The organism is Gluconobacter sp. Dm-62, assembly GCF_018256155.1.
GTDB lineage: Bacteria > Pseudomonadota > Alphaproteobacteria > Acetobacterales > Acetobacteraceae > Gluconobacter.
The window spans coordinates 144,231-169,826 of sequence record NZ_JAERLY010000001.1; the positions used below are offsets into that span (position 1 = coordinate 144,231).

The 25,596-nt window shown below is 61.3% G+C and carries 20 protein-coding genes, 1 tRNA gene and 1 riboswitch; of the genes, 7 read left to right on the forward strand and 14 right to left on the reverse strand.

Going from position 1 to position 25,596, the window contains the following annotated elements; all coding sequences use genetic code 11:
- Positions 1-45: 45 nt before the first annotated feature.
- The 3 genes from hpnJ to JK202_RS00560 are packed head-to-tail and all read right to left on the reverse strand — an operon-like array spanning position 46 to position 3,408.
- On the reverse strand, positions 46-1,470 hold the full coding sequence (gene hpnJ, locus JK202_RS00550; protein ID WP_211557025.1) for a hopanoid biosynthesis associated radical SAM protein HpnJ: 1,425 nt from the start codon (positions 1,468-1,470) through the stop codon (positions 46-48).
- Entirely contained in the window at positions 1,467-2,678 is a 1,212-nt protein-coding gene (hpnI, locus tag JK202_RS00555; RefSeq protein ID WP_211557033.1) for a bacteriohopanetetrol glucosamine biosynthesis glycosyltransferase HpnI, read from the reverse strand. The genes hpnJ and hpnI overlap by 4 nt, the downstream gene beginning before the upstream one ends.
- 58 nt (positions 2,679-2,736) lie before the next feature.
- Positions 2,737-3,408 (reverse strand): ABC transporter substrate-binding protein, encoded by a 672-nt coding sequence (locus JK202_RS00560; protein ID WP_211557416.1) that lies wholly within the window; start codon positions 3,406-3,408, stop codon positions 2,737-2,739.
- A gap of 323 nt (positions 3,409-3,731) precedes the next feature.
- Between JK202_RS00560 and hpnH the strand changes: the two genes are divergently transcribed.
- Positions 3,732-4,928, forward strand: a complete 1,197-nt coding sequence (gene hpnH, locus JK202_RS00565) for an adenosyl-hopene transferase HpnH (protein ID WP_211557034.1) — start codon at positions 3,732-3,734, stop codon at positions 4,926-4,928.
- Between the two features lie 153 nt (positions 4,929-5,081).
- Entirely contained in the window at positions 5,082-6,374 is a 1,293-nt protein-coding gene (locus JK202_RS00570) for a hemolysin family protein (protein WP_211557035.1), read from the forward strand.
- 9 nt (positions 6,375-6,383) lie between these two features.
- Here the strand turns inward: JK202_RS00570 and JK202_RS00575 are convergent, their stop codons facing one another.
- From JK202_RS00575 to JK202_RS00585, 3 genes are read right to left on the reverse strand one after another with little or no spacing between them, the layout of a single operon-like run.
- The gene (locus tag JK202_RS00575; protein ID WP_211557037.1) at positions 6,384-6,818 is read right to left on the reverse strand and encodes a flagellar protein FlgN; all 435 of its coding nucleotides are present in this window, start codon (positions 6,816-6,818) and stop codon (positions 6,384-6,386) included.
- Positions 6,815-7,117: a rod-binding protein gene (locus JK202_RS00580; RefSeq protein WP_211557039.1), complete on the reverse strand. Its 303-nt coding sequence runs from the start codon at positions 7,115-7,117 to the stop codon at positions 6,815-6,817. Before JK202_RS00580 ends, JK202_RS00575 begins: the two co-directional genes overlap by 4 nt.
- The gene (locus tag JK202_RS00585) at positions 7,117-8,217 is read right to left on the reverse strand and encodes a flagellar basal body P-ring protein FlgI (RefSeq protein WP_211557040.1); all 1,101 of its coding nucleotides are present in this window, start codon (positions 8,215-8,217) and stop codon (positions 7,117-7,119) included. Before JK202_RS00585 ends, JK202_RS00580 begins: the two co-directional genes overlap by 1 nt.
- A 276-nt stretch (positions 8,218-8,493) precedes the next feature.
- On the opposite strand from JK202_RS00585, the gene dksA reads away from it, so the two are divergent.
- Together dksA and JK202_RS00595 are read left to right on the forward strand one after the other, a co-directional pair.
- Positions 8,494-8,907 carry an RNA polymerase-binding protein DksA gene (dksA, locus tag JK202_RS00590; RefSeq protein ID WP_041112617.1) on the forward strand — a complete coding sequence of 138 codons (414 nt, stop codon included), beginning with the start codon at positions 8,494-8,496 and terminating at the stop codon, positions 8,905-8,907.
- 52 nt (positions 8,908-8,959) lie between these two features.
- Positions 8,960-9,034 (forward strand) — tRNA-Thr (locus JK202_RS00595).
- 227 nt (positions 9,035-9,261) lie between these two features.
- On the opposite strand, the gene JK202_RS00600 is transcribed toward JK202_RS00595, so the two are convergent.
- The 6 genes from JK202_RS00600 to tsaE form a co-directional block, all read right to left on the reverse strand.
- The gene (locus JK202_RS00600) at positions 9,262-9,960 is read right to left on the reverse strand and encodes a GcrA family cell cycle regulator (protein ID WP_211557041.1); all 699 of its coding nucleotides are present in this window, start codon (positions 9,958-9,960) and stop codon (positions 9,262-9,264) included.
- 130 nt (positions 9,961-10,090) lie between these two features.
- The gene (gene rnd, locus JK202_RS00605; RefSeq protein ID WP_211557043.1) at positions 10,091-11,281 is read right to left on the reverse strand and encodes a ribonuclease D; all 1,191 of its coding nucleotides are present in this window, start codon (positions 11,279-11,281) and stop codon (positions 10,091-10,093) included.
- Between the two features lie 90 nt (positions 11,282-11,371).
- Entirely contained in the window at positions 11,372-11,698 is a 327-nt protein-coding gene (gene trxA / locus JK202_RS00610) for a thioredoxin TrxA (RefSeq protein ID WP_062029874.1), read from the reverse strand.
- 84 nt (positions 11,699-11,782) lie between these two features.
- Positions 11,783-15,358: a double-strand break repair helicase AddA gene (gene addA / locus JK202_RS00615; RefSeq protein WP_211557044.1), complete on the reverse strand. Its 3,576-nt coding sequence runs from the start codon at positions 15,356-15,358 to the stop codon at positions 11,783-11,785.
- Entirely contained in the window at positions 15,355-18,405 is a 3,051-nt protein-coding gene (gene addB / locus JK202_RS00620) for a double-strand break repair protein AddB (RefSeq protein ID WP_211557046.1), read from the reverse strand. Before addB ends, addA begins: the two co-directional genes overlap by 4 nt.
- The gene (tsaE, locus tag JK202_RS00625) at positions 18,402-18,851 is read right to left on the reverse strand and encodes a tRNA (adenosine(37)-N6)-threonylcarbamoyltransferase complex ATPase subunit type 1 TsaE (protein WP_211557048.1); all 450 of its coding nucleotides are present in this window, start codon (positions 18,849-18,851) and stop codon (positions 18,402-18,404) included. Before tsaE ends, addB begins: the two co-directional genes overlap by 4 nt.
- A 102-nt stretch (positions 18,852-18,953) precedes the next feature.
- Positions 18,954-19,154: riboswitch (cobalamin riboswitch) on the forward strand.
- 108 nt (positions 19,155-19,262) lie between these two features.
- Between tsaE and JK202_RS00630 the strand changes: the two genes are divergently transcribed.
- On the forward strand, positions 19,263-21,491 hold the full coding sequence (locus JK202_RS00630; protein WP_211557050.1) for a TonB-dependent receptor plug domain-containing protein: 2,229 nt from the start codon (positions 19,263-19,265) through the stop codon (positions 21,489-21,491).
- A gap of 10 nt (positions 21,492-21,501) precedes the next feature.
- Here JK202_RS00630 and JK202_RS00635 read toward each other — a convergent pair whose 3' ends face one another.
- Positions 21,502-22,572, reverse strand: coding sequence for a glycosyltransferase family 4 protein (locus JK202_RS00635; RefSeq protein ID WP_211557052.1), 1,071 nt, complete (start codon positions 22,570-22,572; stop codon positions 21,502-21,504).
- 41 nt (positions 22,573-22,613) lie between these two features.
- Between JK202_RS00635 and JK202_RS00640 the strand changes: the two genes are divergently transcribed.
- A complete protein-coding gene (locus JK202_RS00640; protein WP_211557053.1) occupies positions 22,614-23,636 on the forward strand; it encodes an NAD(P)/FAD-dependent oxidoreductase in 1,023 nt (340 codons plus the stop codon).
- A 92-nt stretch (positions 23,637-23,728) separates the two neighbouring features.
- The gene (locus JK202_RS00645; protein WP_211557054.1) at positions 23,729-24,985 is read left to right on the forward strand and encodes a D-amino acid dehydrogenase; all 1,257 of its coding nucleotides are present in this window, start codon (positions 23,729-23,731) and stop codon (positions 24,983-24,985) included.
- 125 nt (positions 24,986-25,110) lie between these two features.
- On the opposite strand, the gene JK202_RS00650 is transcribed toward JK202_RS00645, so the two are convergent.
- Positions 25,111-25,446, reverse strand: coding sequence for a hypothetical protein (locus JK202_RS00650; protein WP_211557055.1), 336 nt, complete (start codon positions 25,444-25,446; stop codon positions 25,111-25,113).
- Positions 25,447-25,596: the final 150 nt, after the last annotated feature.

Genomic DNA, 25,596 nt, shown 5'->3' on the forward strand with positions numbered 1-25,596 from the left:
CAGATGCCATGACCCCTGGATACTGTCTGGTCAGGCGCGCGCCATTCAGGCGGCGTGACGGTCCTTGAGGAACTGGAAGAATTCCACGCCCTCGCGCAGACGGCGCTTCATCATCTGCGGGCTGCGGACCATCTCGTTGACGATCGAGGCGATCTTGGAGCCGCGGAAATAGAACTTGCGATAGAACTCTTCGACGCTCTCGAAGATTTCCGTGTGCGACAGGTGCGGATAATGCAGCGGTGCAATCTGCACACCGCTCTCATCGATCAGCTCGGCTTCCGCCTCGTTCAGCCAGCCGTTTTCCGTGGCCTGCTTGTGCAGGAACGTGCCGGGATACGGCGCGGCCAGGGAGACCTGCAGGGTGTGCGGGTTGATTTCCTTGGCGAACTGGATCGTCTCCTGGATGGTCTCCTTCGTCTCGCCCGGGAGGCCGACGATGAAGGTTCCATGGATCTTGATACCCAGCTTGTGGCAGTTGCGCGTAAATTCCTTGGCCGTCTCGACCAGCATGCCCTTCTTGATGTTGTGAAGGATCTGCTGGTTACCGCTTTCGTAACCGACCAGCAGCAGGCGCAGGCCGTTTTCCTTGAGAACCTTCAGGGTCTCATAGGGAACATTCGCCTTGGCATTGCAGGACCATGTGACGCCGAGTTTGCCCATTTCGCGGGCAATGGCCTCGGCGCGCGGCAGGTCGTCCGTGAAGGTGTCATCATCGAACATGAATTCCTGCACGTCCGGGAAGTACTGCTTGGCCAGACGCACTTCTGCCGCCACATGCTCGGGGCTACGGGTCCGGTAGCGATGGCCACCAACCGTCTGCGGCCACAGACAGAACGTGCAGCGCGACTTGCAGCCACGGCCCGTATAGATCGAGATGTACGGGTGCTTCAGATAGCCGATGAAGTAGTCGTTGATGTTGAGGTCACGCTTGTAGACTTCCGTCACGAACGGAAGGCTGTCCATGTCCTCGATCATCGCGCGATCCTTGTTCGCGATGATCTCACCCTTCTCGTTGCGCCAGGTGATACCGTCCACTTCCGCGAGCGGCTTGCCTTCGGCGATTTCCTTGATGGTGAAATCGAACTCGTTGCGGGCCACGAAATCGATCGGGCTGCCCTTCTCCATGCTCTCGGTCGGCTGAACGGCAACCTTCGCGCCGACCATGCCGATCATGATCTTCGGATTGGCGTCCTTGATCATCTGCGCCACGCGGACATCCGATGCGAAAGACGGCGTGGAGGTATGGATGATGACGAGGTCGCGGTTCTTCACGTCCTCAAGGATCGGGTCCATGCCCATTCTGGCCGGCGGTGCGTCGATCAGACGCGATCCGGGCACCAGAGCAGCCGGCTGAGCCAGCCATGTCGGAAACCAGAAGGACTTGATTTCGCGCTTCGCCTGGTAGCGGGAGCCAGCGCCACCATCGAAACCGTCAAAGGAAGGAGGCTGGAGAAAAAGGGTTCTCATCATGATCGGACACTCCTGTGGGTGGCGCCGGCCTGGAGCGAGGGGGCGCAGGACGCGGAATTACGTTTTCTTCGGGCGATATGGACCGTTCTGCCCCGCCATGCAACGCGTGATCCACGCGCGCTGCCCACCATAATGGCAGCAGACAGCCAGTCGCGGACGACCAGAAGCGGGATTGCGGCAGGGAGCGGACAGTCCGTGGCACGGTCCGTGATGCGACTGCCAATGGCACGGACCAGCCATGTCAGAAGCAGCATGAACCAGGTCCACCAGGCATTCGGACGGAACAGCACGGCCGTAACCGCCCAGAACAGGGGAAGCTGGATGGAGGACAACCCATAACCGACGGGAGCGACGTTCTTGACGGTCCGCCCCCAGCGCAGCTCATGGGCCAGCAGGTCACTGAGCGAATGCTCGCCCACGGTCGTATGGGTCAGGGTCGGCGCGATGACGATGTTCTCGCCCCGCGTCCGGATCAGCTGACCCAGTTCGGCATCATCCGCCACGTGATCGACCAGCGCCTCAAGGCCACCGATTTCCTCAAGGGTCTGCCGACGCAGGGCCATCGTCGCGCCCAGACAGTCCTGACGCCCCAGAAAGCGGGACATCATGACGCCAGGCAGGAAATTATGATTGATCTGGCAGGCGCCGAGCTGCTGCACGAGCGTTCCGGCCGCCGGGCGCCCGGCATAGAGCGTCGTGACCAGACCGGTCCCCTGCTCCTCCAGACTCGTCACGACGTGACGCAGATAGTTGGGGCTGGCATGAATATCCGAGTCGGAGATCACGATAATGTCATGACGGACTTCCCCGTACATGTTCATCAGATTTCCGACCTTGCGGTTCGGGCCATGTTCCTGCGGATCGATCACGATGCTGACTGGAACATGAGGATGCCGCGACCGGAGTCTTTCAATGACTGCCAGAGCAGTATCTTCAGCGTCCTGCACGCCGAAGACGATCTGGAAATCTGGATAATCCTGTGTGAACACGCTTTCCAGCGCATCTTCCAGCAGCGGCTCGTTACCGTGCAGTGGTTTGAGAACCGTCACTGACGGCCAGGTGCGGTCTGAAAAACGCAGAGCTGCATCGGCCCGGCGCTCCGACTGGCGGAAGCGCGCAAGCAGAGTAGCGCCCGCCAGCGCCTGCAGATTGCCGGCGGCTGAGACAAGGGCGCAGAAAGCCGCCGCGATCGTAAGAGGTAAGGGCACGACGGTCTTCTACCCTTCCCGAACGCTTTTGGAAAAGGCTGACGTCGCGGGGCTGGAGTCAGTCATGCAGGAAATGGGCTGTCTTGCTGTCCAGATGATCGGCCAGACCGCTGGCACCCCCCTGACTCAGAGCACCACCGAAATCGGCACGCTGGGCCGCGACCTGACTGATATGGGCATTGAGCAGAACGTCCGTGATCCGCCATCCGGACGCACCATTCGTCATGATGTAGTCGATCGGCGTGACATCACCGCCGTCCATGCCACCGATCGTCGTATCGACGATTTGACCACCAGTCGGGTTGGAGCGCGTCTGCGGGGCGACCGTAAAGGCGGCCTGAGCTTCGGGCTTAAACGAAGAGGCGTAGCGGGCAATCGTGAACTGGCGGAAAGACCCCAGCAGACGGGTGCGGTCGGACGGGCTCAGGCTGTTATAGCGCACGCCAACCGAGCGACGGAGAATCGCTTCCAGATCGAAGGCACGATCTACGGCTGGGGCAATCATCGTCGCACGCTGCTGGGCGGTTTTTCCGGTCTTCTGAGCCGCTTTCAGAGCATCATACAGGGCCGAGATAGGCGCAACGGCCGAACTCGCATCTGCCGGCGCCGTCTCCGTGCCCACCGTCTGGGCCAAGGCCACGGGCGAGAGTGTCGCCATGGCGACAGGCCCCGCCAGAAGGCAGGCAGAAAGAAGGGACAGCGTCACTTTCGGGGAAAAACGGCAAATCATGATCGTGCTTTCGTCCTGTAGGCAGTTCTGGGCATAGAGATCAGGTTCATGACACACTGTATCAAGTTCCCTGTATCAGGTTCTGGCATCCATAGATCCATCTGTGCTCGATTAGCCACAGGGCTGACGCGAATTATGCAGCCTGACATTGAGGCGAACACGACAATGGGTCTATAGGCAGTCAATCTAATGCTCGATGGTCCTTCATGTTTCCCGACTTTCTGAAGTGGGGATAGGGAAGACAGCCACGGGCCATCCACGATGTGCAAGGCCCCGGGCGCCCTATGGGTGCACTCTCCGGAGGCTAGAACCAGAGGATTATAATGGCCGTTCCTTTGATGCAGGCTGTCCGAGTCGGACGGTACGTTGTCAAGCAGCACCTCACGGGCCGCAAGCGCTATCCGCTGGTCCTGATGCTCGAACCGCTGTTCCGCTGCAATCTGGCGTGCGCCGGTTGTGGCAAGATCGACTACCCTGCGCAGATCCTGAACCAGCGTCTCAGCCTTCAGGAATGCCTGGATGCCGACACGGAAGCCGGTGCCCCTGTCATTGCGATTGCCGGTGGTGAGCCCCTCCTGCACAAGGAAATGCCCCAGATCGTCAAAGGTTTGATCGGGCGAAAAAAATACGTTTACCTGTGCACGAACGGCCTGCTGCTAGAGAAGAAGCTCGACGATTACGAGCCCTCCCCGTTCTTCTCCTGGGACGTGCATCTTGATGGCGATCAGGTGATGCATGACGCTTCGGTATGTCAGGACGGCGTGTTCGACCGTGCCGTGGCCGCCATCCGTCTTGCAAAATCCCGCGGCTTCCGCGTCTCCATCAACTGCACCGTCTTTGACGGGACTGTTCCGGAGCGCCTCGCAGCTTTCTTTGATGAAGTCATGGCCTTGGGCGTTGACGGCATCATGACGGCTCCCGGTTATGCCTATGAGCGCGCCCCGGATCAGGAGCACTTCCTGAACCGCCAGAAGACAAAGCAGCTTTTCCGCGATGTCTTCCGCCTCGGAAAAGGCAAGAAGTGGCGCTTCACGCAGTCTCCGCTGTTCCTGAACTTCCTGGCCGGCAACGAGAACTACCACTGCACGCCCTGGGGCAAGCCGCTTCGCACGGTCTTTGGCTGGCAGCGTCCGTGCTATCTGCTCGGCGAAGGCTATGCCAAGACCTTCAAGGAGTTGATGGACGACACGGCCTGGGAGCAGTACGGCACTGGCGCTTACGAGAAATGCGCTGACTGCATGGTGCATTCCGGTTACGAGTCCACCGCCGTCATGGATGCCGTCGCACGCCCTTGGCACATCGCGAAGGTCGCTCTGTTCGGACCTGAAACCGAAAAGCCGATGGTTCCGGAAATCTCGCTCGCCAACCAGCGCCCTGCCGAATACGGCTATGAAGCGCAGGTCCAGCAGCAGATGGAGCGCATCTCCACGGGTGCCAAGCCAGCCCGCGGTCCGCGCGTTCGCGTGAATGGCCGTCCGGCAGCCAACACTGTTTCGGACGCAGCAGACGCGGCAGACTGAGAGGCACTTCTTCTCATTCGCTTTAAAAAACCGGCTCCTCATGAGCCGGTTTTTTTATGGGAAAAGGCCTTTCCTATACCGGGACAGAATGAAGGGCATGGCATCGGCCCATCGTCCTGTTATGATTGAAGTCTTCATTATTTCGGCCGGATCATGCTGACCCCTATTCTTGTTATCTGCCTGCTCATTTTCCTCAATGCCGTGTTTGCCATGGGAGAAATGGCTCTCATCTCGGCGAAGCGGCCACGGCTGGAGGTTCTGGCCAAGCAGGGAGTTCGGGGCGCCACGACTGCAATCCGGCTGGCAGAAGATCCGCACAGCTTCCTGCCGACCGTCCAGGTCGGCATGACGCTGGTTTCGATCCTTGAAGGTACGTTTGGCGGCAGCCAGATGGAAAGCACCGTCACGGCCTGGATTGCCAACATTCCAGCCCTTCGTCCGTTTGCGAGCGAAGTTTCGATCGTGCTCGTCGTGGCCATGATTACCTTCACCATGCTGGTTTTTGGGGAGCTCATCCCCAAGCAGATCGCATTGCAGCAACCTGAAGCCATTGCCTCACGGCTGGCGTGGCTTCTGGTCGGTGTGGCAAGGGTTGCACAGCCGATTGTCTGGCTGCTCAGTGGCACGTCCTCACTGGTACTGCGCCTGCTGCGTGTCGGTCCACTGACCCGTGCCGCCGTAACCGAAGAGGAACTGAAGGCCGTTCTGGCCGAAGGTGCCCGCGCAGGCGTTCTCGAAACCGATGAACAGGCCATGATCGAGCGCCTGCTGCGTCTGGCAGACCGCCCTGTCCGCGCCATCATGACCCCGCGTAATGAGCTTTTCTGGATCGATAGACATGCGGATCAGGAAACACTGGTCCGCAAACTGCGCCAGTCTTCCTATGCCCGGATTGTCGTTTGCGAAGGCGATGTCGATCACCCTGTAGGTGTCATTCTGGCCAAGGACATCATGGACCGGCTGCTGCTGAAGCTTCCAGTTTCCGTGGATGCGGTCCTGCGCGAGCCTCCGGTCATCCCGGATAGTCTCAGCGCCCAGGATATGATTGAGCGCATGCGCGGCGTTAATCTGGGCATCACCTTCGTTTTGGACGAATACGGCTCATTTGAGGGCATCGTGACCCCGTCAGACGTATTCGAGGCCATTGTCGGTGAGGAAAAAACGGAGTCGTCGTCTTCGGAACTTCAAGCTGCTGAAGGTGAAGACGAATATATGTTTGACGGCTTCATGCCCGCGGACGAACTGCGCTCCCGCCTCGACCTGCCGGAACTGCCGGGGGCCGGGGGCTATCATACCCTTGGCGGTGTAATGCTCGCGCTTCTGCGGCGCGTTCCGGCCCGAGGCGACAAGGTGGCGTTCGGGGGGTGGCTGTTCGAGGTCCTGGAAATGGATCGCCGACGCGTCGGAAGGGTCAAGGTCAGCCGACAGGTTCTCGCCGAGGACTGATCTGGAAACTCAGGCCTTGCTAACGAACAGGGCCTGCCTGTCGGCAGCAGGAGCATAACTACCCTGATGACCATAGTTCTGCGGCTGAGACGTCGCAGGCGTTGATGTCAGCAACTCGATGACACGCTTTTGCGCGGTAATCGCCCTTTGCAGAAGCTCACCATTGCGATTGCCCAGCTCTGTCATCTGCTCCAGAAGATCGCGGTAAGGGAAAGCCGCTGAACCTTCCTGTGCCTTGTTTTCCTCGTCCTCCGGGCGACAAGGGCAGAGATCTTCCCTGCGATCATTTGCCGCAGAAACTTCGTCTTCCAGCGTCTTGGCAGCATCCTGCTTGTCGGCAAGGAGAGCCAGAGCATCAGGGATCCGCGCTTCCTCCAGCGCTGAATTTTCCGCTTCAAGAATGGCGATCAGCCGCTGCATGGCTGGAATAATGGAAGCGCTCATTTCTGCTCCTGCATGGCCAGCATCTGACGATCAATCGCGTCAGTCATTCCGATACCGCCGTTATTTTCCATCTGCTTGGCAATCTGTTCCACCAGCATAGGCCGGAACTGCTTTTCCCCTGCCCCGCCGCTGAACATGTTGTCGCTGCTGTCATCCGTAGCGAACATCGGCTGAAGCATCTGGTTGATAGCCATCGACTCGAAATCCTGAGCCGATTTCAGTGTCTTGCCAGGATCTGCCTTCTGCCCGTGTAACGGCAGACCTTGTGATGCAGAGGCGGTGGGCGAGGATACTGTCATCAACGCATCTCCAGTTCTGCCTGCAGGGCGCCATCAGCCTTGATGGCCTGCAGAATGCTGATCATGTCTCTTGGCCCCACACCTAGGGCATTCAGTCCCGAAACAAGCTCCCTGAGCGTTGTGCCGCCAGGCACAACGGCCAGATGGTGTGTCTTGCCCGTATCCACCTTGACGTTGGTGCGGGGCACAACAGCCGTCTGGCCGCCAGAAAATGGCCCTGGTTGGGAGACCTCCGGCGTTTCAGTCACCTGCACCGTCAGATTACCCTGCGCCACAGCAACCGTGCTGATCCGGACTTCCGCACCCATGATGATGGTGCCACTGGCTTCGTCCACCACTACCTTGGCAGGCGTATCGGGCGTCACCAGCAGATCACCAATCCGAGAGAGTGTGGAAACAGGATCATGATTGCTCAGGTCCAGCAGGACCGTTCGTGGGTCCTGAACAATCGCAATTGGTCCGAAAGTGCGGTTGATGATGGCTGCAATGCGACTCGCCGTCGTGAAATCTGGATTTCTCAGACTCAGGTGGAGGTTCGCACGGTGACTGAGGTCAAAGGGTACTTCGCGCTCCACAATGCCACCATTGGCAATATGACCACTGGTTGGCACGTTTCTGGTGATAGAGGCCGCTGCTCCGCGGGCTGAGAACGCATTCGTGGCCAAAGACCCCTGGGCCACGGCATAGACTTCCCCATCAGCAGCCATCAGTGGGGTGACGAGTAACGTACCACCTGTCAGAGACGAAGCGTCGCCCGCCGCCGAGACTGTGACGTCGATTCGGTTACCACCATGAGCAAAAGCCGGAAGATCGGCTGTCACCATAACAGCGGCAACGTCATGCGTCTGAAGCTGCGTTTCCTGGTCGCGGATATTCACGCCCAGTCGGTTCAACATGGAAATCAGCGTTTCGCGGGTAAAAATCGTATTGGTCAGCCGATCGCCCGTACCATTCAGACCTACTACGAGACCATACCCAATCAACTGGTTGCTCCGTACACCTTCCATGTCTGTGATGTCCTTGATGCGGACACTGGCAGCCAAGGTAAAACCAGGCAAAAGGAGCAGTCCGACGCAAACGAATACAGTCAGTCGCTGCATCAGAGAGCGGAAGAAAGACGAAGGTCGCGTTATAAAGCGCATGGTCGACGAGGGGTATCCTGATGCCTGCGAGACAGGTCTGGGGGGCTCAGGTGTTGAGGATGGCCGCATGGGGTAAAGAAACCCCTAACAAAGACGCAGATTTCCGCGCTTTCCGCTAAACAGAGAAAGCGTGTTCGGGGTTGGCGGATCGCGCTGGGGTAGCTATAAGCCGCGCGTTACCGCCTGCGGCTGTTGGAAGCGGACGTTGGCAGATCAGCCAGGGATTGGATGCGCATGATTACGCTGCCGCCGGATTATAGGCCCTCCGACAACGAAGAGTTCATGAACCCGCTTCAGGTGGAGTATTTCAGGCAGAAACTTCTGCGCTGGCGTCTCGATCTGCTCAAGGAAGCGGATGGAACGCTTGCGAGTCTCTCGGAAGGTGGAATCCATGAATCAGACATCACCGACCGCGCGAGCGTCGAAACCGACCGGGCCTTCGAGCTGCGGACCCGGGACAGGGCACGCAAGCTGATCACCAAAATCAACATGGCCCTCGAACGTATCGACGACGGAAGCTACGGTTTCTGCGAAGAGACAGGGGAACCAATCGGGCTGAAGCGGCTCGAAGCGCGCCCGATTGCAACCCTGTCCATCGATGCGCAGGAGCGCCACGAGCGCATGGAAAAGGTCCATCGCGACGATTAAGACTTGCGCTTGGCGCGCTGACCCGTTACGAAGCGCGCCAAGGCAACGGTACGCTGCTGTAGCTCAGTGGTAGAGCACTCCCTTGGTAAGGGAGAGGTCGACAGTTCAATCCTGTCCAGCAGCACCATTTTCCCTTTCTTTTCAGAAACTTGGATATTTCCTTAGTCTCGGGACGTTCCTGGACATAAGGCAGCTGTGAGCAGTCGCTTCTGTCAGCTGGAAGTGAATAAGACGTCTGTATGGCGTTACTCGCACAACTATTCAAAATTGATAGATGGATGGGCTCTCACAGGAGTTCATGCATAAAAAAGGCCGCCTCTCCTTTCGGAGGGCGGCCTTTTTTATGCGATATTTTTAGTCGCGCCGATCACGGATTTTTACATAAGCGATGGCTGCATGTTCAGCACAGTAGGGTTTTCCAGAAAGCGGCGTTGCACCACAAAAGTGAAATCCCGGCGTACCCGGATCACCGATCGGCCAGCAACAGGACGGACCACGACGCGTGGGGCGGTCGATCCCGGCCGTTGAAAAACGCGGCGGTATGGCGGGACGAGGCATAGGAGCCACACGGGGCTCCGGCTTTGCCACCGCTGCAGGCTCCCGACGAGGTGCCACAGGTTCCTTTGGAGCCGCAGGAGCCGGACGTGACGCGACAACAGGCTGAGGTGTCCGCTTGGTGGTTTCCGGTAGGGCGGAAATCGTGTTTTGAGCCTGTGCAACAGACTTTTCCGCTGTCTTCTTGTCTGTAGCGGCCGAGACCACCTTGTCAGAAGAAGAGTCTTTGCCATCTGCAAACAGATCAGACCCGGCAGCATCTGCTGCCTTGGCACGGGACGGGCTTTTGCGACGGGGCGCAGCTTCCGTCGTTCCTGTTTCGCCATCCGCGGCTTTGCGGTTGCGAATGGGAGACGGACGGGGCGGGAGACCCAGACGATGGGCCTTGCCTACGACGGCATTTTTGGTGATGGAGAGCTGGCGGCCGATTTCGGCGGTCGAAAGTCCCTGACTCCACAGATCGCGAAGTCTGGCGATCGTCTCGTCCGTCCACTCCATATGTTCGTTTCCCTGTCCCGCTTCGGTGCCTGGCCCGATATGCTGTTGGTTTCCAGTCCCGGCCCACCTGACCCGGAACGTCTTCGGGAAGTTTCTTACCAGAAACTCCCCGCCGCGTCGAAGGCGGTTCTTACGCGACCGTTTCCGCGACCCGCTGAAGCTCCACAAGACCGTTCACGACGGCCAGTGCGATCTCGCCCCGCACCAGTGCCTGCGCGTCCAGCCCGAAGAGCTCACGACGCCAGCCCTTCAAGGCGCCGACATCGGTTTCGCCAAGCGCAATCAGGTCCAGATCATCCGAAGACGCCACCAGACGGGGCGCGACCTTATGGTCCTCGCATTTGGCGGCCAGCAAAACCCGCAGAAGCGCCACGAGCGCAGCAGACGGTCGGGCACGCTCGGATTTGGAAGGCGGCTTGGGAAGTTCGGACTCCGGAAGGTTCTGGGCAATGCTGATGGCCTCAAGCAGCCCTTTGCCCATTTTACCCTCGGCAAAACCGCGGGTCACGCCACGGATACGCGACAGACCCTCGACCGTATCAGGATGGACAGCCGCGATTTCCAGAAGGCTTTCGTCGCGGATGACGCGCTGGCGGGGAATGTCGGCGTTCTGCGCTTCCTGTTCGCGCCAGGCCGTCACCTCACGCAGGATGGCAAGCATCCGGCGGTTGCTGGTCCGGGCCTTCAGCTTTTCCCACAGGCGACGTGGATCAGGACGGAACGTCTTTTCTTCCGTCAGGACTGCCTGTTCGGAGTCGGCCCAGTGCAAGCGGTCCTGTTCGGCAAGCTGTTTGCGCAGGGCATCATAGACAGTCCGCAGATGGGTCACGTCGGCCGCCGCATAAGCGAGCTGCGCCGCGCTCAGCGGACGGGCCGACCAGTCGCTGAAGCGATGCGCCTTGTCGATGCTACGACCGGTGATCGCGCCCACCAGACTGTCATAGCCAACCTGATCACCAAAACCGGCCACCATGGCAGCAACCTGCGTGTCGAAAACCGAGACCGGAAGGCGATCGAAAATATGGAGGAAAATCTCAAGGTCCTGCCGGGCGGCATGAAAAACCTTGGTGCAGTCCGGCTTGGCCAGAAGGGCTCCGAGCGGTGCCAGGCCGATGCCAGGGGCAAGCGTGTCGATCAGAACGACATCTTCCGTTCCGGCGAGCTGAACCAGGCAAAGCTCCGGCCAGTAGGTCCGTTCCCGGACGAACTCCGTATCGATGGTCACGAAGGGCTCGTTCTGCAGTTTTTCGCAGATACGGGCCACCTCCTCGCTGGAGGTCAGGAGAACGGGGGTCGGGAAGGTCGGAGCTTTCGAGCGCATGAAACGATCCTACACAAAGCGCAGGATCGTGACCACGCCCCCTGAGCGTCCTTCCCTCACCCGTTTTCCGGGTTGATCAAAAAGAGCCGATCAGAGGGACTGGTCGATCCAGGCCTTGAGCTGGCTCTTCGGCAGCGCACCCATCTGCTGGGCGACCGGCTTGCCGTCCTTGAAGACGATCAGCGTCGGGATGCTGCGGACGCCATACTTGGTCGGAGCTTCCGGGTTGGAGTCGATATTGACCTTCGCAACCTTCAGACGGCCCTGATACTCGGCGCCGATTTCTTCAAGCGCCGGGGCGATCATCTTGCACGGGCCGCACCATTCCGCCCAGAAATCAACCAGAACCGGACCTTCGGACTTCAGGACGTCTGCGTCGAAGCTGCTGTCGCTGACGGCAACGGTGTTTGCGCTCATGGGTGTGTTCCTTGTGGCAAATGAAGTTTCTGAAAACGGATATCGGCTGCCATGCCCCTCACTGCAAGGGGCTTTTGATGTGGATCAAGACCTTTGCAACGCCTGATCCAGCAGCGAGGACGGAAGTGTGACAACGGCGGGTCCTTCCGTCCAGACCAGAGAACAGTGAATGTCGTAGCCCGGATGAAGTTGCTCCAGCACGGCACGATAGGCCGCCATCTGACGCAGATAGACGACGGGCGTGCGATCGGCCCGAAGATGCGGATTGCGGTTCGTCTTGTAGTCGCAGATCCAGATCTGCCCGTCCCCGATCCGCAAACGATCGACCTGCCCGAGTACGACATGCCCATTGCTGACACCGGAAATGGGCTGCTCCGCACGGCTTCCGGACGCAAAGAGCGGAGCGAGATCGGGATGAGCCAGAACATCCATGACCTGCTGGGCCAGACGCTGGATTTCCTCTTCCGTCAGACCCAGCGCCCGGCGGGACAACCAGCGCAGAGCCAGGGCCTCGCGTTCTGCAACAGGAGTTTCCGGCAGAAGCTGAAGCAGACGATGAATCATCGTGCCACGCCGCATGGCCTGTTCACGAACCGGCACAGAACGGCCAGCCAGAAGCTCCAGTGGCGAGCGCGCAGCCGGAAGCTCGCCAAACTCCGCACCATCCGGACGACTGGGCGCGAGCGGGCGCGTCAGGGCATCTTCGCGCAGGGCAATAAACGGCTTCCAGTCCGGAGCACGCCCCATCCAGTCCGGCAGCGTCGCACAGGGCGGTTCAACGCCTTTGCCCCGAAATGCGACGGGAGCGAGCGTCCGGGCTTCTTCCAACACGAGCCGTTCGCCCTCCCAGCCGAGATCCATCGGCTCGGAACGCGCATTGGCTAGTTGCTGGAACCCGGCCTCGCACTGCCGATACCAGCTTGTATCCGCAGGCTCGCGCTTGGCCCCGGCCCCACAGATCACCAGCCAGTCACTGGCGCGGGTCAGGGCGACGTAAAGCAGGCGGTTGCTCTCCGCCCGCGACTTTTCGGCGTCCCGTTCCGACAGGGCCGTCGTGACCTGCGTGCCCATGTCCTTTTTCGGCACCCAGAGCGGGAGTTCGAACGCCCCCGCCTCTTCCCACAGGAAATCGCTGCCCGGCGGGGGCTTTGAGGTCGTGTCCGGCATGACGACCAGACGGGCCTGAAGCCCCTTGGAGCCATGCACGGTCATGACGCGAACAGCGCCGAGCTCACTCTCGGCCTCACGCTTGCTGGTGATCTCGCTGGCTTCGAGCCAGTGCAGAAAGCCCTGAAGCGACGGCGGGTGCAGCCCTTCATAGCGCAGTGCCGCCGTCAGCAGTTCGTCCACCGGCTCGGCCGCTTCCGGCCCCAGACGCCGCAGCAGGCGTGTGCGGCCGCCATGCTGGCCCAGTGTTTCGGCAAGCAATCGGTACGGAGACGCATAATCAACGCGCGCATAAAGCGTGGAGAGCATCTCCCACGCCGCCCGCCAGTCCTCGCGTTCCCGATGCCGTTCGCGCAGAACGGTCCAGAGCGGCTGGCCTTTCGGGCCGAGAGCATGAGCCGTGCCATTGCGGGTGGCGAGCGCCATCAGCGAGTCGTCCGTCAGCCCGCCGAGCGGGGATGTCAGAACGGAAGCCAGCGTCAGATCATCCTGCGGCAGGAGCAGGGCCGCGCAGAGCGTCATGAGATCGCGGACCGCGACCTGCTGCGTCAGCCCGACCCGGACCAGCGTCGCGACCGGCACGTTACGCGATTTGAGAGCCCGAATCAGCGAACGCAGGAACGGCGAGCGCCGGGGGACGAGGATCAGCACATCGCCTGCGGTCAGAGGTGCCTGCCCCGGCTGGGGTGGGCGGCCGATCTGCTGGTCGATCCATTCTGCAAGCGCTTCGGCGAGACGCTGGGGCGCGCTGCGCTGTCCCGTATTGGCGGAGGGCGCGCGCCAGGGCGTCAGGCCCTCGTCATCGTCCTCGCCCTGAACGACGGGGACGAGCGGCCACAGTTCCACACGCCCCCCCTGTCCCGGACGGGCCGAGACATGCGGACGGAGCGTCTTTTCGCCTTCTTGCAACAGGCCATGCGCAGCGAGAGGCTGGGAGAACACCGCGTCCACGAAGGACAGGACAGGCGGAACCGAGCGGAAGGAAACGTTCAGTTCCGGATCACGCCACAACAGCCCGGCATTGCGGACGCGGTCCGCGAACTCGGTGCGCCAGCGATGAAACTCTTCAGGCTGGGCACCCTGAAACCCGTAAATCGACTGTTTGTAATCACCGACCGCAAAAATGGTACGCGGACGCGGCCCCATGTCCCACGCGCCCTCACCCGCGAAGAACTCGGAGGTCAGCGCCCCGGCAATTTCCCATTGCAGGCCGGAATTGTCCTGCACCTCGTCCAGCAACAGATGGTCGATGCCGCCATCGAGCTTGTAGAGCACCCAGGCCGCACCCGGATCGCGCAGGAGATTGCGGGTTTCCTGAATAAGATCGTTGTAATCCACCAGACCACGGGCGGACTTACCGTCCTGAAACGCCGTCAGCATGGGTGCGGCCAGACCGAGCAACGCACGGTTCAGCAGCACCAGACGCACGCTTTTGAGGCTGGCCTGAAGATCCACAAGCCGTTGCGCCTCGTCTTCCAGCAAAGGTGCAATGCCCGGAAGGGCCTCCTGCACCTTCTTGGCGACGATCCGGTTCATCTGCCGCGCGGTTCCCTTGTCCGTCAGCAGGCATTTCGCCCAGACGGCAGGTCCCCGCTCGGCCGGTTCCGTCCCGAGCCAGGCCAGCATCTGTTCGACGTTGACGCGGGCGCTAGGGGTCACAAGCCCGAGCACGTCCCGCAGTCCGACCCGCAGATCATCTTCCTTCGGAGGGCGGCAGGCGAGGCTTTCAAGCTCTTCAAGGCTCTGCTGCCCGGCTTTCAGGGCCCTGCGATAGGCACTGACCACGCTGTCCGGCAGGGTCGCCCAGCGTTCCAGCAACGGACGGGCGCGGCTTTCCTCCATATTCAGCGTGCGGATGCGCTTAAAGAAACTGTCCAGCCCCACCGTGCCCGCAACATCCGCAGCAAGCTCCGGCGAACGGGCCAGCCCGTCTTCCATCGCCTCACGCAGGGCCAGCGTGGTGTCGGTCTCTTCCATCAGTGTGAAATGCGGATCGACCGAGGCTTCCAACGGAAACCGCCGCAGCAGGGACTGACAGAAGGCGTGGATCGTCTCGATCCGCAGGCCCCCGGGCAGATCGAGCACGCACAGGAACAAGGCGCGGGCACGGGCGCGGGTTTCATCCGTGTTGGGAACGTCGAGGCTTTCCAGCTCCGCACCCAGCGTCTCATCCGGCAGGGACACCCAGCTTCCGAGCTTCTGCTGAAGCCGGTTGGCCATCTCGGCGGCGGCGGCCTTGGTGTAGGTCAGGCACAGGATGCGCGAGGGATGCGCGCCATCGGCCAGAATGGTGTCGCCGTCCTCGGTCTGGACGTAAAGCGGCAGCATGAGCCGCAGCAGACGGTCGATCAGCAGCTTGGTCTTGCCCGAACCCGCCGAGGCCGAGACGAACACCGAAGCACGCGGATCTGAGGCCTGCCGCTGCGTGCGATCGGCGGCGGCTATGACTTCATCGCGGGTAACGGGACGCGTTACAGGCGGCATATCGTTCATTCGCCCTCTCCTTCCGCATAGGCCGCGCGCCATTCATCCACGCGGGCAAGCTGCGCATAGTCGGTGTAGCGCGGGACATGTCCGGCCCAGGGCTGGGAACGGTAGGGCTGATCGGGCGTGTCGTATTCGTCCACGAGGGTCCGGAGTTTTTCCATGGCCTCACCGATCAGGGTCGGCGCATCCGTGCCGGAGCGGGAGCCAGGCACTTCGCTTTCCTTGCCCGGCTCGTCCCCGCCGGTCAGATGCCAGTAAAGCAGCTGCTTCGTCTCCACGGCTGGAACATCCTTGAAAGCTCCCTTCGCCAGCAGCGCGCCTTCAAGCACGAGCTGAACGGACCAGCCTTCCGCAACATTCTTTCCGCTGGGCGGCTGCCCGGTCTTGTAATCAAAGACCGTCGCCAGACCATCGGCCCCGATATCAATCCGGTCCGCACGGCCCCGCAGTTCGAACGGCGCAAAGGCCGCCTGAAGACGGAAAGATGCCGTGACCTCCACGAACCGGCCCTTCGCCGGGCCGCTCTCTTCCATCTCCAGCCGGTATGCGGCTTCCTTTTCCGCCACCCAGTCCGCGATCCGGGCCAGACGCGGTCCCCACCAGTTCACAAGCGCCGGGCGCATATTGGCCTTCGCCAGTTCCTCGGCAAAGACGCGCCGCAGAATGGTGCTCGCATTGGCGGGCCAGCGTTCCGGGAAGTCCCGCAGAACGCGTTCCATCGCATCATGCACGATCATACCGAAATCAGCGTGTTCCGCACCTTCCTCCAGCGGCGAAAGCGCCCGAAGCTTCAGGACATGCTTGGCGTAAATCGCATACGGGTCGTGCATCCACGTCTCGATCTCGGTGATACTGAGCCCCCGTGGCCGCAGAGCGACGGGCGGCCGCGGTTCGGGCGGCGCAACGGCTTCGGCCCCCGCGAGCGGCTGATCCAGACAGCGCTGCCAGTCCAGCGCGGGATGCACCGGCAGACTCTGCGACCGGCCGCCAAGAAACGCATTCATCCGCACCATCCAGCGCGCCGGAACGCCCGGCGCACCTTCCCGCCGGGCCGAACTGGCGAACACGGCTTCCTGCGACGCCAGAATGGTCGAAACGAAATCATGCGCGCTCACACCCGTCTGCCGTTCCGGGGACCGCAGACCAACCCGCACACGCATCGGGCGACTCAGCCAGGGTCCCGGATCGGTCGCAGGCGGCCAGACGCCTTCGTTCAGGCCGCCCAGCACCACGACATTGAACGCCAGAAGCCGCGCTTCCAGCACGCCAAGGATCGAGACACGCGGATGCGCCAGCTCCACGCCGCCGCGATGCGCGCGCAGACCGGTCAGCATCTGCCCGGCCATGGACGTGTTGAGGAACGAGTCCAAATGCGTCAGGCGCTGTGGCGGAAGGATGCCGGTATTGACGATCAGCGCCGCCAGATGCCGCGACAGCGCCTCACCATCCTCACCCAGCCACAACCGCGCGCCCGGATGGCGCGGTTCGTCTTCCGGCGCGTCCAGCTCTTCCGCAGTGGCTGCCAGAGCTTCCGCCGTGTGGATCAGGCGTTCGAGCAGTTCCGGCAGGGGAATGGCGCCCGCAATGGACAGGAGCGGATCGAACGCCTGCTCGATGCGCGCGATGAAGGCGGCGGGACCTTCCGGCTCATCCGGAGCATCCGCGCTGGCCCCATGATCTAGGGCATGTTTCCTGTCGGTATATTCCCGCAGGGCGGCTTTCAGCCCGCCGATCCCCGGCGCAGGCGCTGGCCCGCGCAGCAGCAGCCGTTCCAGCCGCCGGGCAGAGGCGTGGCAGTCTCCCGGCGTGCGTCCCAGAGCCGCGAGCGGGTGCTTCAGAACAGACAGCAGCGCCACCGGCGACAGACGCGCCTCGGCGGCGGTCGCAATCAGGCGCAGAAACACGGCAGCCGGAGTCTGGGACAGGGACTCGCCCGCACTGTCATCGGCATGGATCCCGAAGCGCAGAAGCTCGGTGCCCACACGCTGCGCCAGAGCCCGGTCGGGCGTAACGAGCGCGCAGGTTTTCCCGGTTTCAGACACGGCATCGCGCAGGATCAGGGCAATGGCCTGCGCTTCCTGCTGCTGGTCCTGCGCGGGCAGAATGGAAAGACCTGCGATATCGCGCGGGCGGCTGTCCTGCCCCCAATGGGCAATGCCCTGCTCCGGCAGCAGAACCTCGCGCAGCATCAGCTCACGTCCGCGATCCCTGCCCCCATCCCAGTCCGTCAGCTCCTCGCGGGACAGGCCCAGATCCGTCAGGATTTCCTTCAGACCGGCCTGCGGATGCGATGGCGGCAGGGCAGCCCAGATCTCGTCCGACATACCCAGATCCACCCCCGGCAGGATCACGAGCCCGGCAGGAAGCCGCGCCACCACGGCCAGAACGTCCGACACCGCCGCAGACCCGTCCGCGAATCCCACACCCCAGACGGGCGTGAGCGGCGGCTTTTCCGCCCAGGCCTGCGCCTGCGCTTTCAGGCGTGCGATCTGCCGCGCCACGGGATTGGATAGCCCCTCCTCTTCCAACCATTTCGGCCAGATGGCAGTCACGATTTCCAGAAATTTCAGCGTCTGCTGCCAGTGATCTGAGAAGCGTTCCTCCACCGCATCCGGCAGACGTTCGGCCAGATCCACGCCACTCCGTTCGGCCTCGTCCATCAGATCCGCCAGCGCCTTGGCAAGCGGCCAGGCACGATCGATCCCCTTGGTACTGTCCACGCCCACACTTACGAGTGGCGTCTGGAGGATCAGCATCGACAGCACGGCCAGACGGCGTTGCGGCTCCACGGCCGGGGGCAGAACGACATCGATCCCGATGGAAGTCAGCGCGTCCTCGTCCACGTCATTGATCGCGACGATGCGCGGCAGGAGTGCGGCCTGTGTGTCCAGAACCCGCAGGAAGGCTTCCATCAGCGCACGGCCCGCGCGACGGCTGGGAACGAGGATCAGACCCGGACCATCCGTTCCGGCCGCCGGGTCCCGTTCCAGCCATTCCTGCGCCACACGGTCCAGAAACGGCTCCGTCCCGCAAATGGTGACGACGCCACTCATTGGTTCACTCCCGTCAGACGGTCTTCAGGCCAGCCCGTCAGGTCAACAAGGCGCGCGTCCTCGGTCTCGCCGGGAGAAAATGTGAGATGCAGCGCGCCTTCCGGCAGCAGGTCCCCGGCCCGCTCCGGCCATTCGACCAGCATGATGCCCTCACACGCTTCGTCCCAGGCCAGTTCATACAGCGCCTCCGGACCGTCCAGACGCCACAAATCATAATGATGGACCGACCCTTTTGGCGTCTCGTAAGGCTGCACGAGCGCGAAGCTCGGGCTCGGCACGTCCATCTGCGGGTCGTGAGCAAGATGGCGCAGGAAAGCCCGGGCGAATGTGCTTTTCCCAGCCCCCAAGCCACCCGAAAGCGCGAGGCAGTCTCCGGGCGCGCAGCGATCGGCGATCAGGGCCGCCAGAGTTTCGGTTGCGAGCTGGTCATCGAGGCGTATCTGCATGGATATCAATGTGGCCTTCCTGCCGCGTGCCAGCAAGCACGTTTGAAGAACATCCAACTCCCACCCGCTAGATGCTTGACTTTCCGGATCCCGGCCGCCCTAAACGGTCCGTATTGTCATGGTTCCTGACGCCTTTCCGGGCGTGAGGCGAAGAGGGAAGCCGGTGCAAATCCGGCGCTGCCCCCGCAACTGTCAGTGGCGAGCGATGGTCCGACGATGTCACTGGAACAGTCCGTTCCGGGAAGACAGGCCCCCCGCGACGACCCACAAGCCAGGAGACCTGCCACGGCACATAACATCCACCGGCGGGGTCTCCGGGCGGGTCGCCTGTCGTCGTGTCCGGTTGTCCGCAGCCAGACTGCGCGGATGTGCGCCTGACGGTTACCTCGCTCTTGCAGCAGAGGATCTGGCGTGCAGCTTGTCACCAGAACAAAAACCCTTCGGTCAGCTTCGGGGTGCAAGCCCGACCAGGGTTTTCAGAACCGTTTTCCATTTTTCCACAATGCCCTGAAGCAGCGGCGCTCCTTCCTGACCATCGTCGTGGCCGCCGCCCTGTCCTGCACGAAGGCACTGGCAGAAACGTCAGAGCGGCCCCCACAGACGCCCCCGAAACCCGCGACCGTCGAGAAGATCGAGGTCACGGCCTCCCGACGCAACCTGACTGGCCGGGCCGATACGGCCAGTGAAGGCTCCATTACCGCCAAGGAGCTTGAACTCCGCCCGGCCTACCGCATCGGGCAGATCCTTGAAGCCATTCCCGGCCTCGTGGTCACATCCCATTCCGGCGAGGGCAAAGCCAACCAGTTCCTGCTCCGGGGCTTCAACCTCGATCACGGAACAGATCTCGCAACCTTTGTTGACGACATTCCCATCAATGGCGTGAGCAACGCGCATGGCCAGGGCTACACGGATCTCAACTTCCTGATCCCTGAACTTCTCTCCGGCGTCGATTACACCAAGGGGCCGTTCCATGCGGAAATTGGCGATTTCGGCGTAGCGGGCTCGGATCACATGAAGCTGGCTTCCGATGTTGCGAACCGTGTGACGTTAAGTGCGGGCACACTGGGGGATTACCGGGCCTATTTCGGAGGTACCGTGCATCTGAAGAACGGGGACCGCTGGGTCAATGCGTTCAATGTCTCACACAGTGACGGCCCCTGGCGCTATCCGGACAACGCCCGCAGCATTCGCGCCATGTCCCATTACACGCATGGCACAGCGCTGAACGGCTTTGACCTGACGGCCATGTTCTATCGCGGCCAGTGGCGCGCCACCAATGACCAGCCGCTTGAAGCGATCGACAGCGGCATGATCGGCCAGTACGGGTCGCTTGATCCGACGGATGGCGGTTTTGCCGAACGCTACAGTCTCTCAGGACATTACCGCTTGGCAGCGGATAACTGGAAATGGCTCACCAGCGCCTATGTCAGTCACAACCGGCTGACGCTGTGGAACGACTTCACCCACTATCTTGATGACCCCATCAACGGGGACCAGCAGCAGCAGGACGAAACGCGCACGACTGTCGGCGGCACAAGCTCCTTCTCGCGGGAAGACCATCTCGCCGGGCTGCGAACCGAAACCACCATGGGTGTGCAGGGACGTTATGACTTCCTTTATGTGGACCGTCGCCATACCCGCCAGCGCATTACCCTTCCCGCCTGTCCGGAAAACCTGACGCCAGGCACGCTGGATCTGTGCAATGGCGATAATATCCGCATGGGATCGCTCGGACTTTACATCAGTAACACTACCCACTGGACGCCCTGGTTCCGGACCGTCATCGGACTGCGGGAAGACTATCAGGGCGGTTCGGATGACAATCTCGTCGACGGCAGCATGACGAAAAAGCATCAGTGGCTTTTCCAGCCCAAAGGAAGCCTGATCTTCGGACCATGGAAAAAGACCGAACTCTATCTGAGTGCGGGCAAGGGTTATCATTCCAACGATTTCCGCTCTGTTTCAGGCTCTTACGCCGCCGACGAATTCGCGAAGGGATCGGTCAGCGTGCCGATCATGACACCAGCCGTCAGCGGAGAAATCGGCGTTCGCACGACGCCCGTCACGCATCTGAACCTTCAGGCGGCAGTGTTCATCATCGATTTCGAGTCCGAGCTCAGCTATGACGGCGATGCGGGTGTGACATCCCCCGGCCCCGCCAGCCGACGCGAAGGTGTGGAATTCTCGGCACAGTACAACCCGCTGTACTGGCTCGAATTCAACACCGATCTCTCTTTCGCACATGCCCGATACCGCACCAGCGATCCAGCCTATTACGGTATCGGAGGCCTATATGTGACGAACGCCCCGACCTTTGTCTGGTCGTTCGGAATGATCGTGGACACCCACACCCACTGGTATGGCGGCCTTCAGGTTCGCTGGCTCGGAGGATATCCGCTGGTAGAAGACGATGCCCTGCGTTCAAAAGGGTATCAGGAGGTCAACATGAATGTTGGCTACCGCTTCACACGCTATCTGCGGACGGAGGTAAGCATTTTCAACATGTTCAACTCCCATGCTTACGCCGCGCAATATGCCTATGATTACCGCCTGACACCTGGCTCAGCCGCACAGTTCGGTGCCACGGGTCATGCGCTGGAACCGATTTCAGCCCGACTCGCCGTCACGGCTGACTTCTGACTCGTCCGAATCAGCCTTCAAGAAGGGCTTGCCAGCGCGCCATGACAGAGGGTTCCTGAAAATCCTCCGCCCGCTGCCGCGCCCTGACCGACATGCTCAGACGCTGCTGCGGATTTCCCATCAGTTCCAGCAGCGCCACGGCCAGAGCCTCAGGCTCTTCGGGTGGGACCAGTGAACCGGTTTCGCCATCGCGGACGATTTCCGCCGGCCCGGTCTCGCAGTCGAACGCCACGACCGGAACGCCAGCCGCCATTGCTTCCAGCAGCACCATCGGCAGTCCTTCATAACGTGATGACGCCACGAAAAGCGCGGCACGAGCGTAGTCGGCATCAATGCTTCCGGTCGCAGGGGCGATCGTCACGCGGTCCAGACCCTGCGCCTGTTGCAGCAGCGTTTCACGATCGGGACCGTCACCACGGATCAGGAGGTCCCAGCCGGCGCTCCGCGAATCCTGCTTCACAATCCGCCAGGCCTGAAGCAGCAGGTCATAACCTTTCTGTTCGGTCAGACGACCTGCCGCCAGAACCAGACGGGACTCAGAAGGATAGGAGCGCTCCGTCACAGCGGGCGCCATGTTCGGAATGGCCGTGAGCCGCGCCCGAACTGTTGCGCCCTCACGCCACAATGCTGTGTCCCGCTGCGTCAGGACAACCACATCATCAGCCCAGCGCGCAGCAATCTGCCGTCCCCAGACACGTTTGCGGCGGTTCAGCGTCACGTTGAAGTTGAAATGCTCCCACACCACGCAGCGCACGCCTGCCAGTTTTGCAGCCGCCACGCCGTAAAGCGCATGGGTCGACTCCACGACCACCAGCGTGTCGATCCGCTCCCGCTTCAGAAACCGCGACAGGCGCCAAACAATCCGGAACCAGGAATTGAAAATCTTTACGGGTCGGTCAAACAGGGACGAGACAGGGATTTCGGGCGACAGCGAAAAGGCCGGATCGCCTACATTGACCAGTTCCACCAGCCGCACATCACTGCCTCGGCGCACCAGTCCGTTCATGACGGCACAGGCCGAGCGCTCCGTCCCGCCGAAGCCCTTCAGGTCCTGAATTACAAACGTATATCGTACGTTCAATGCCCTACCCCAAGCCCTTCAAACCGATTATGAAACAGATCATGACGACTGCATCTCAGACCCTCAACACCGATGTCGCGATTGTCGGCGCCGGTCCGACCGCTCTCTTCGCCGCGTTCGAATGTGGCATGCTCAAACTGTCCTGCGTCCTGATCGACGCACTCGACAGCGTAGGCGGACAATGTGCTGCGCTCTACCCGGAAAAACCGATCTACGACATCCCGGCCCATCCCGCCATCGAAGGCGGCGCGCTGATCGAGGCTCTTGAGCAGCAGATCGCACCCTTCGACGTGCCGCGCCTGCTGGGCTCGCGGGTCGAGACGCTGGAAGGCCATCGCGGGGATTTCACACTGAAAACCGCGCGCGGCGACGTCATCAACGCGAAGGCCGTCATCATCGCCGCTGGTGCCGGTGCGTTCGGGCCGAACCGTCCGCCGCTCGACGGGCTTGAAGCCTATGAGCGCACGGGAGCGGTGCAGTATTACGTCAAAAAGCGCGCGGACTTCACTGGCAAGCGCGTCGTGGTCGCAGGCGGCGGCGATTCCGCGCTGGACTGGGCGCTGTCTCTCTCCGAGGTAGCCGCCCAGGTCTATCTGCTGCATCGCCGGGACCGCTTCCGTGGCGCACCCGAGACGCTGTCACGCATTGAGCAGCAGATTGCGGCCGGGAAGATCGAAAAGGTCGTGCCCTATCAGCTTCATGCCCTGCACGGTACGGACGGCGTGCTTTCCACCGTGGAAGTCACAACCCTTGAAGGCACATCCCGCCATATCGAGGCCGATACACTTCTGCCGTTCTATGGCCTGTCCACCGATCTGGGACCGATCGCGCTCTGGGGACTGGATACCCATCGCAATACCGTCCCCGTCACCCCGGCCACGCTCGAGAGCAGCACGCCGGGCATTTTCGCAATCGGGGACGTGGCGACCTATCCGGGCAAGCTGAAGCTGATCCTTCAGGGTTTCTCCGAAGGCGCCATGGCAGCCCATGCCATCCATGCCATCGTCCACCCCGACACAGCCCTGCATTTCGAATATTCGACCAGCAAGGGCGTTCCGGGCTGACGGAAACAGGCAGCAGGTTCTTTTCGTGGCGCTGAGTCGGTTTTCCTTGGTTCAGCGCGGTTCTACACAGACGACAACGCAGCAGGACAGATATGAAAGTCATCGTCATGGGCGCCGGAGTAATCGGCGTCACCACGGCCTGGTATCTCGCTCAGGAAGGCCATGAAGTCGAGGTGATCGACCGCCAGCCGGGTGTGGGTCTGGAAACGTCCTTTGCAAATGCAGGACAGGTCTCGCCGGGTTATTCAACCCCCTGGGCTGTTCCGGGCCTGCCTTTCAAGGCAGCGAAGTGGATGTTCGAAAAGCACAGCCCGCTTGTCATCCGTCCGCGGCTCGATACGGACATGTTCCGCTTCATGGGCGAACTGCTTATGAACTGCACGGAAAAGGCCTACGACATCAACAAGGGCCGGATGCTGCGGATTGCGGAATATGCCCGTGACCGTCTGGACACCCTGCGTGCGGAAACCGGTATCACCTATGACGGAGCACAGAAGGGCCTGATCCAGCTGTTTCGTACCGATAGCCAGGTCGAATATGCGGCTGAAGACATGCGCCTGCTTGCTGAAAGCGGCGTCGAGCACAAGCTGCTGAGCGTTGATGAGATTCTGGAGCGCGAGCCCGGCCTTGCCCATGCACGCCATCTGCTGAAGGGTGGCCTCCTCCTCCCGGGTGACCAGACCGGCGATGCCCATCTCTTCACACGTCGTCTGGCAAAGATGGCCGAAGAAAAGGGCGTAAAGTTCCATCTCGGCGTCAAGATCGAGGCTCTGGAAGCCGCCAGTGATGCCATCGTCAGCATCCGTACCAGTGCCGGCCGCATGACCGCAGACCGTTATGTTCTGGCGCTTGGCAGCTATTCCCCGCGCTTCCTCAAGCCGCTGGAACTGCGTCTGCCGATCTATCCGGTCAAGGGCTACTCCCTGACCATGCCGATCACGGATGAGAGCCGTGCCCCGGTCTCGACCGTCAATGACGAGACGTACAAGGTCGCCATCACGCGTCTGGGCGATCGCATTCGCATCGGCGGCACGGCAGAGCTGAACGGCTTCAACCTGCGCCTCAGCCCGGATCGTCGTGAGACGCTGGAGCTGTCCTTCAGTGAGATGTATGGTGGTGGTGACCTGTCGGCTGCAAATTACTGGACCGGCCTGCGCCCCTGCACACCTGATGGCACGCCGATCGTCGGCCCCTCCCCACGCTATGGCAATCTGTGGCTCAACACAGGCCATGGCACGCTGGGCTGGACGATGACGGCAGGCTCTGGCCAGATCGTTGCGGACCAGATTTCTGGCCGTCAGACAGCCATTCCGTCTCTCGACCTGTCGCTTGATCGCTACGGCGCCTGACCCGTTTCTGTCCGTAAGCTGACAGGGCTTGCGGACAAAAAACGCACCCAACAAAAAAGGGGCCTGCATGAGCAGGCCCCTTTTTTTGTCTTACCGCTCTGAAACAGAGAACGGGAGACCGTGTCTCAGTTGGAAGGCGCGGCTTCAGTAGGAGCAGCGTCCGTAGCAGCGGAGGTCTTCTTGTGGTGCTTGTGCTTGTGATGGTGCTTCTTGCCGTGATGCTTCTTCGTGGTCGAAGTGGCATCGGCATCAGCAGCCGCCGGGGCAGCTTCGACAGGGGCTGCAGCAGCGGGCGCGGCCGGAGCTTCTGCAGCCGGAGCGGCAGGCGCTGCGGTCGTGGCGGGATCGGCGAATGCCGGAGCGGCCGTCAGAGCCAGGGCGGAAACGGCGGCGATCAGGGAGAGGTTGAAAAGACGCATCTGGAAACGGAGCTCCACAACAAAATAAAGACGAGCCAGCATTCAGTTTTTCTGAAGTGACCATGGGCTTGATATTATCATCCCGGTTTCGCGTGGTCGCGCATTAACTTTATGAAATTTCAGTCGCTTGCGCGTGTAATGAGCGAATACGCCTCAATTCAGACAAACTCTAATAAACGCTCACTCGCATCC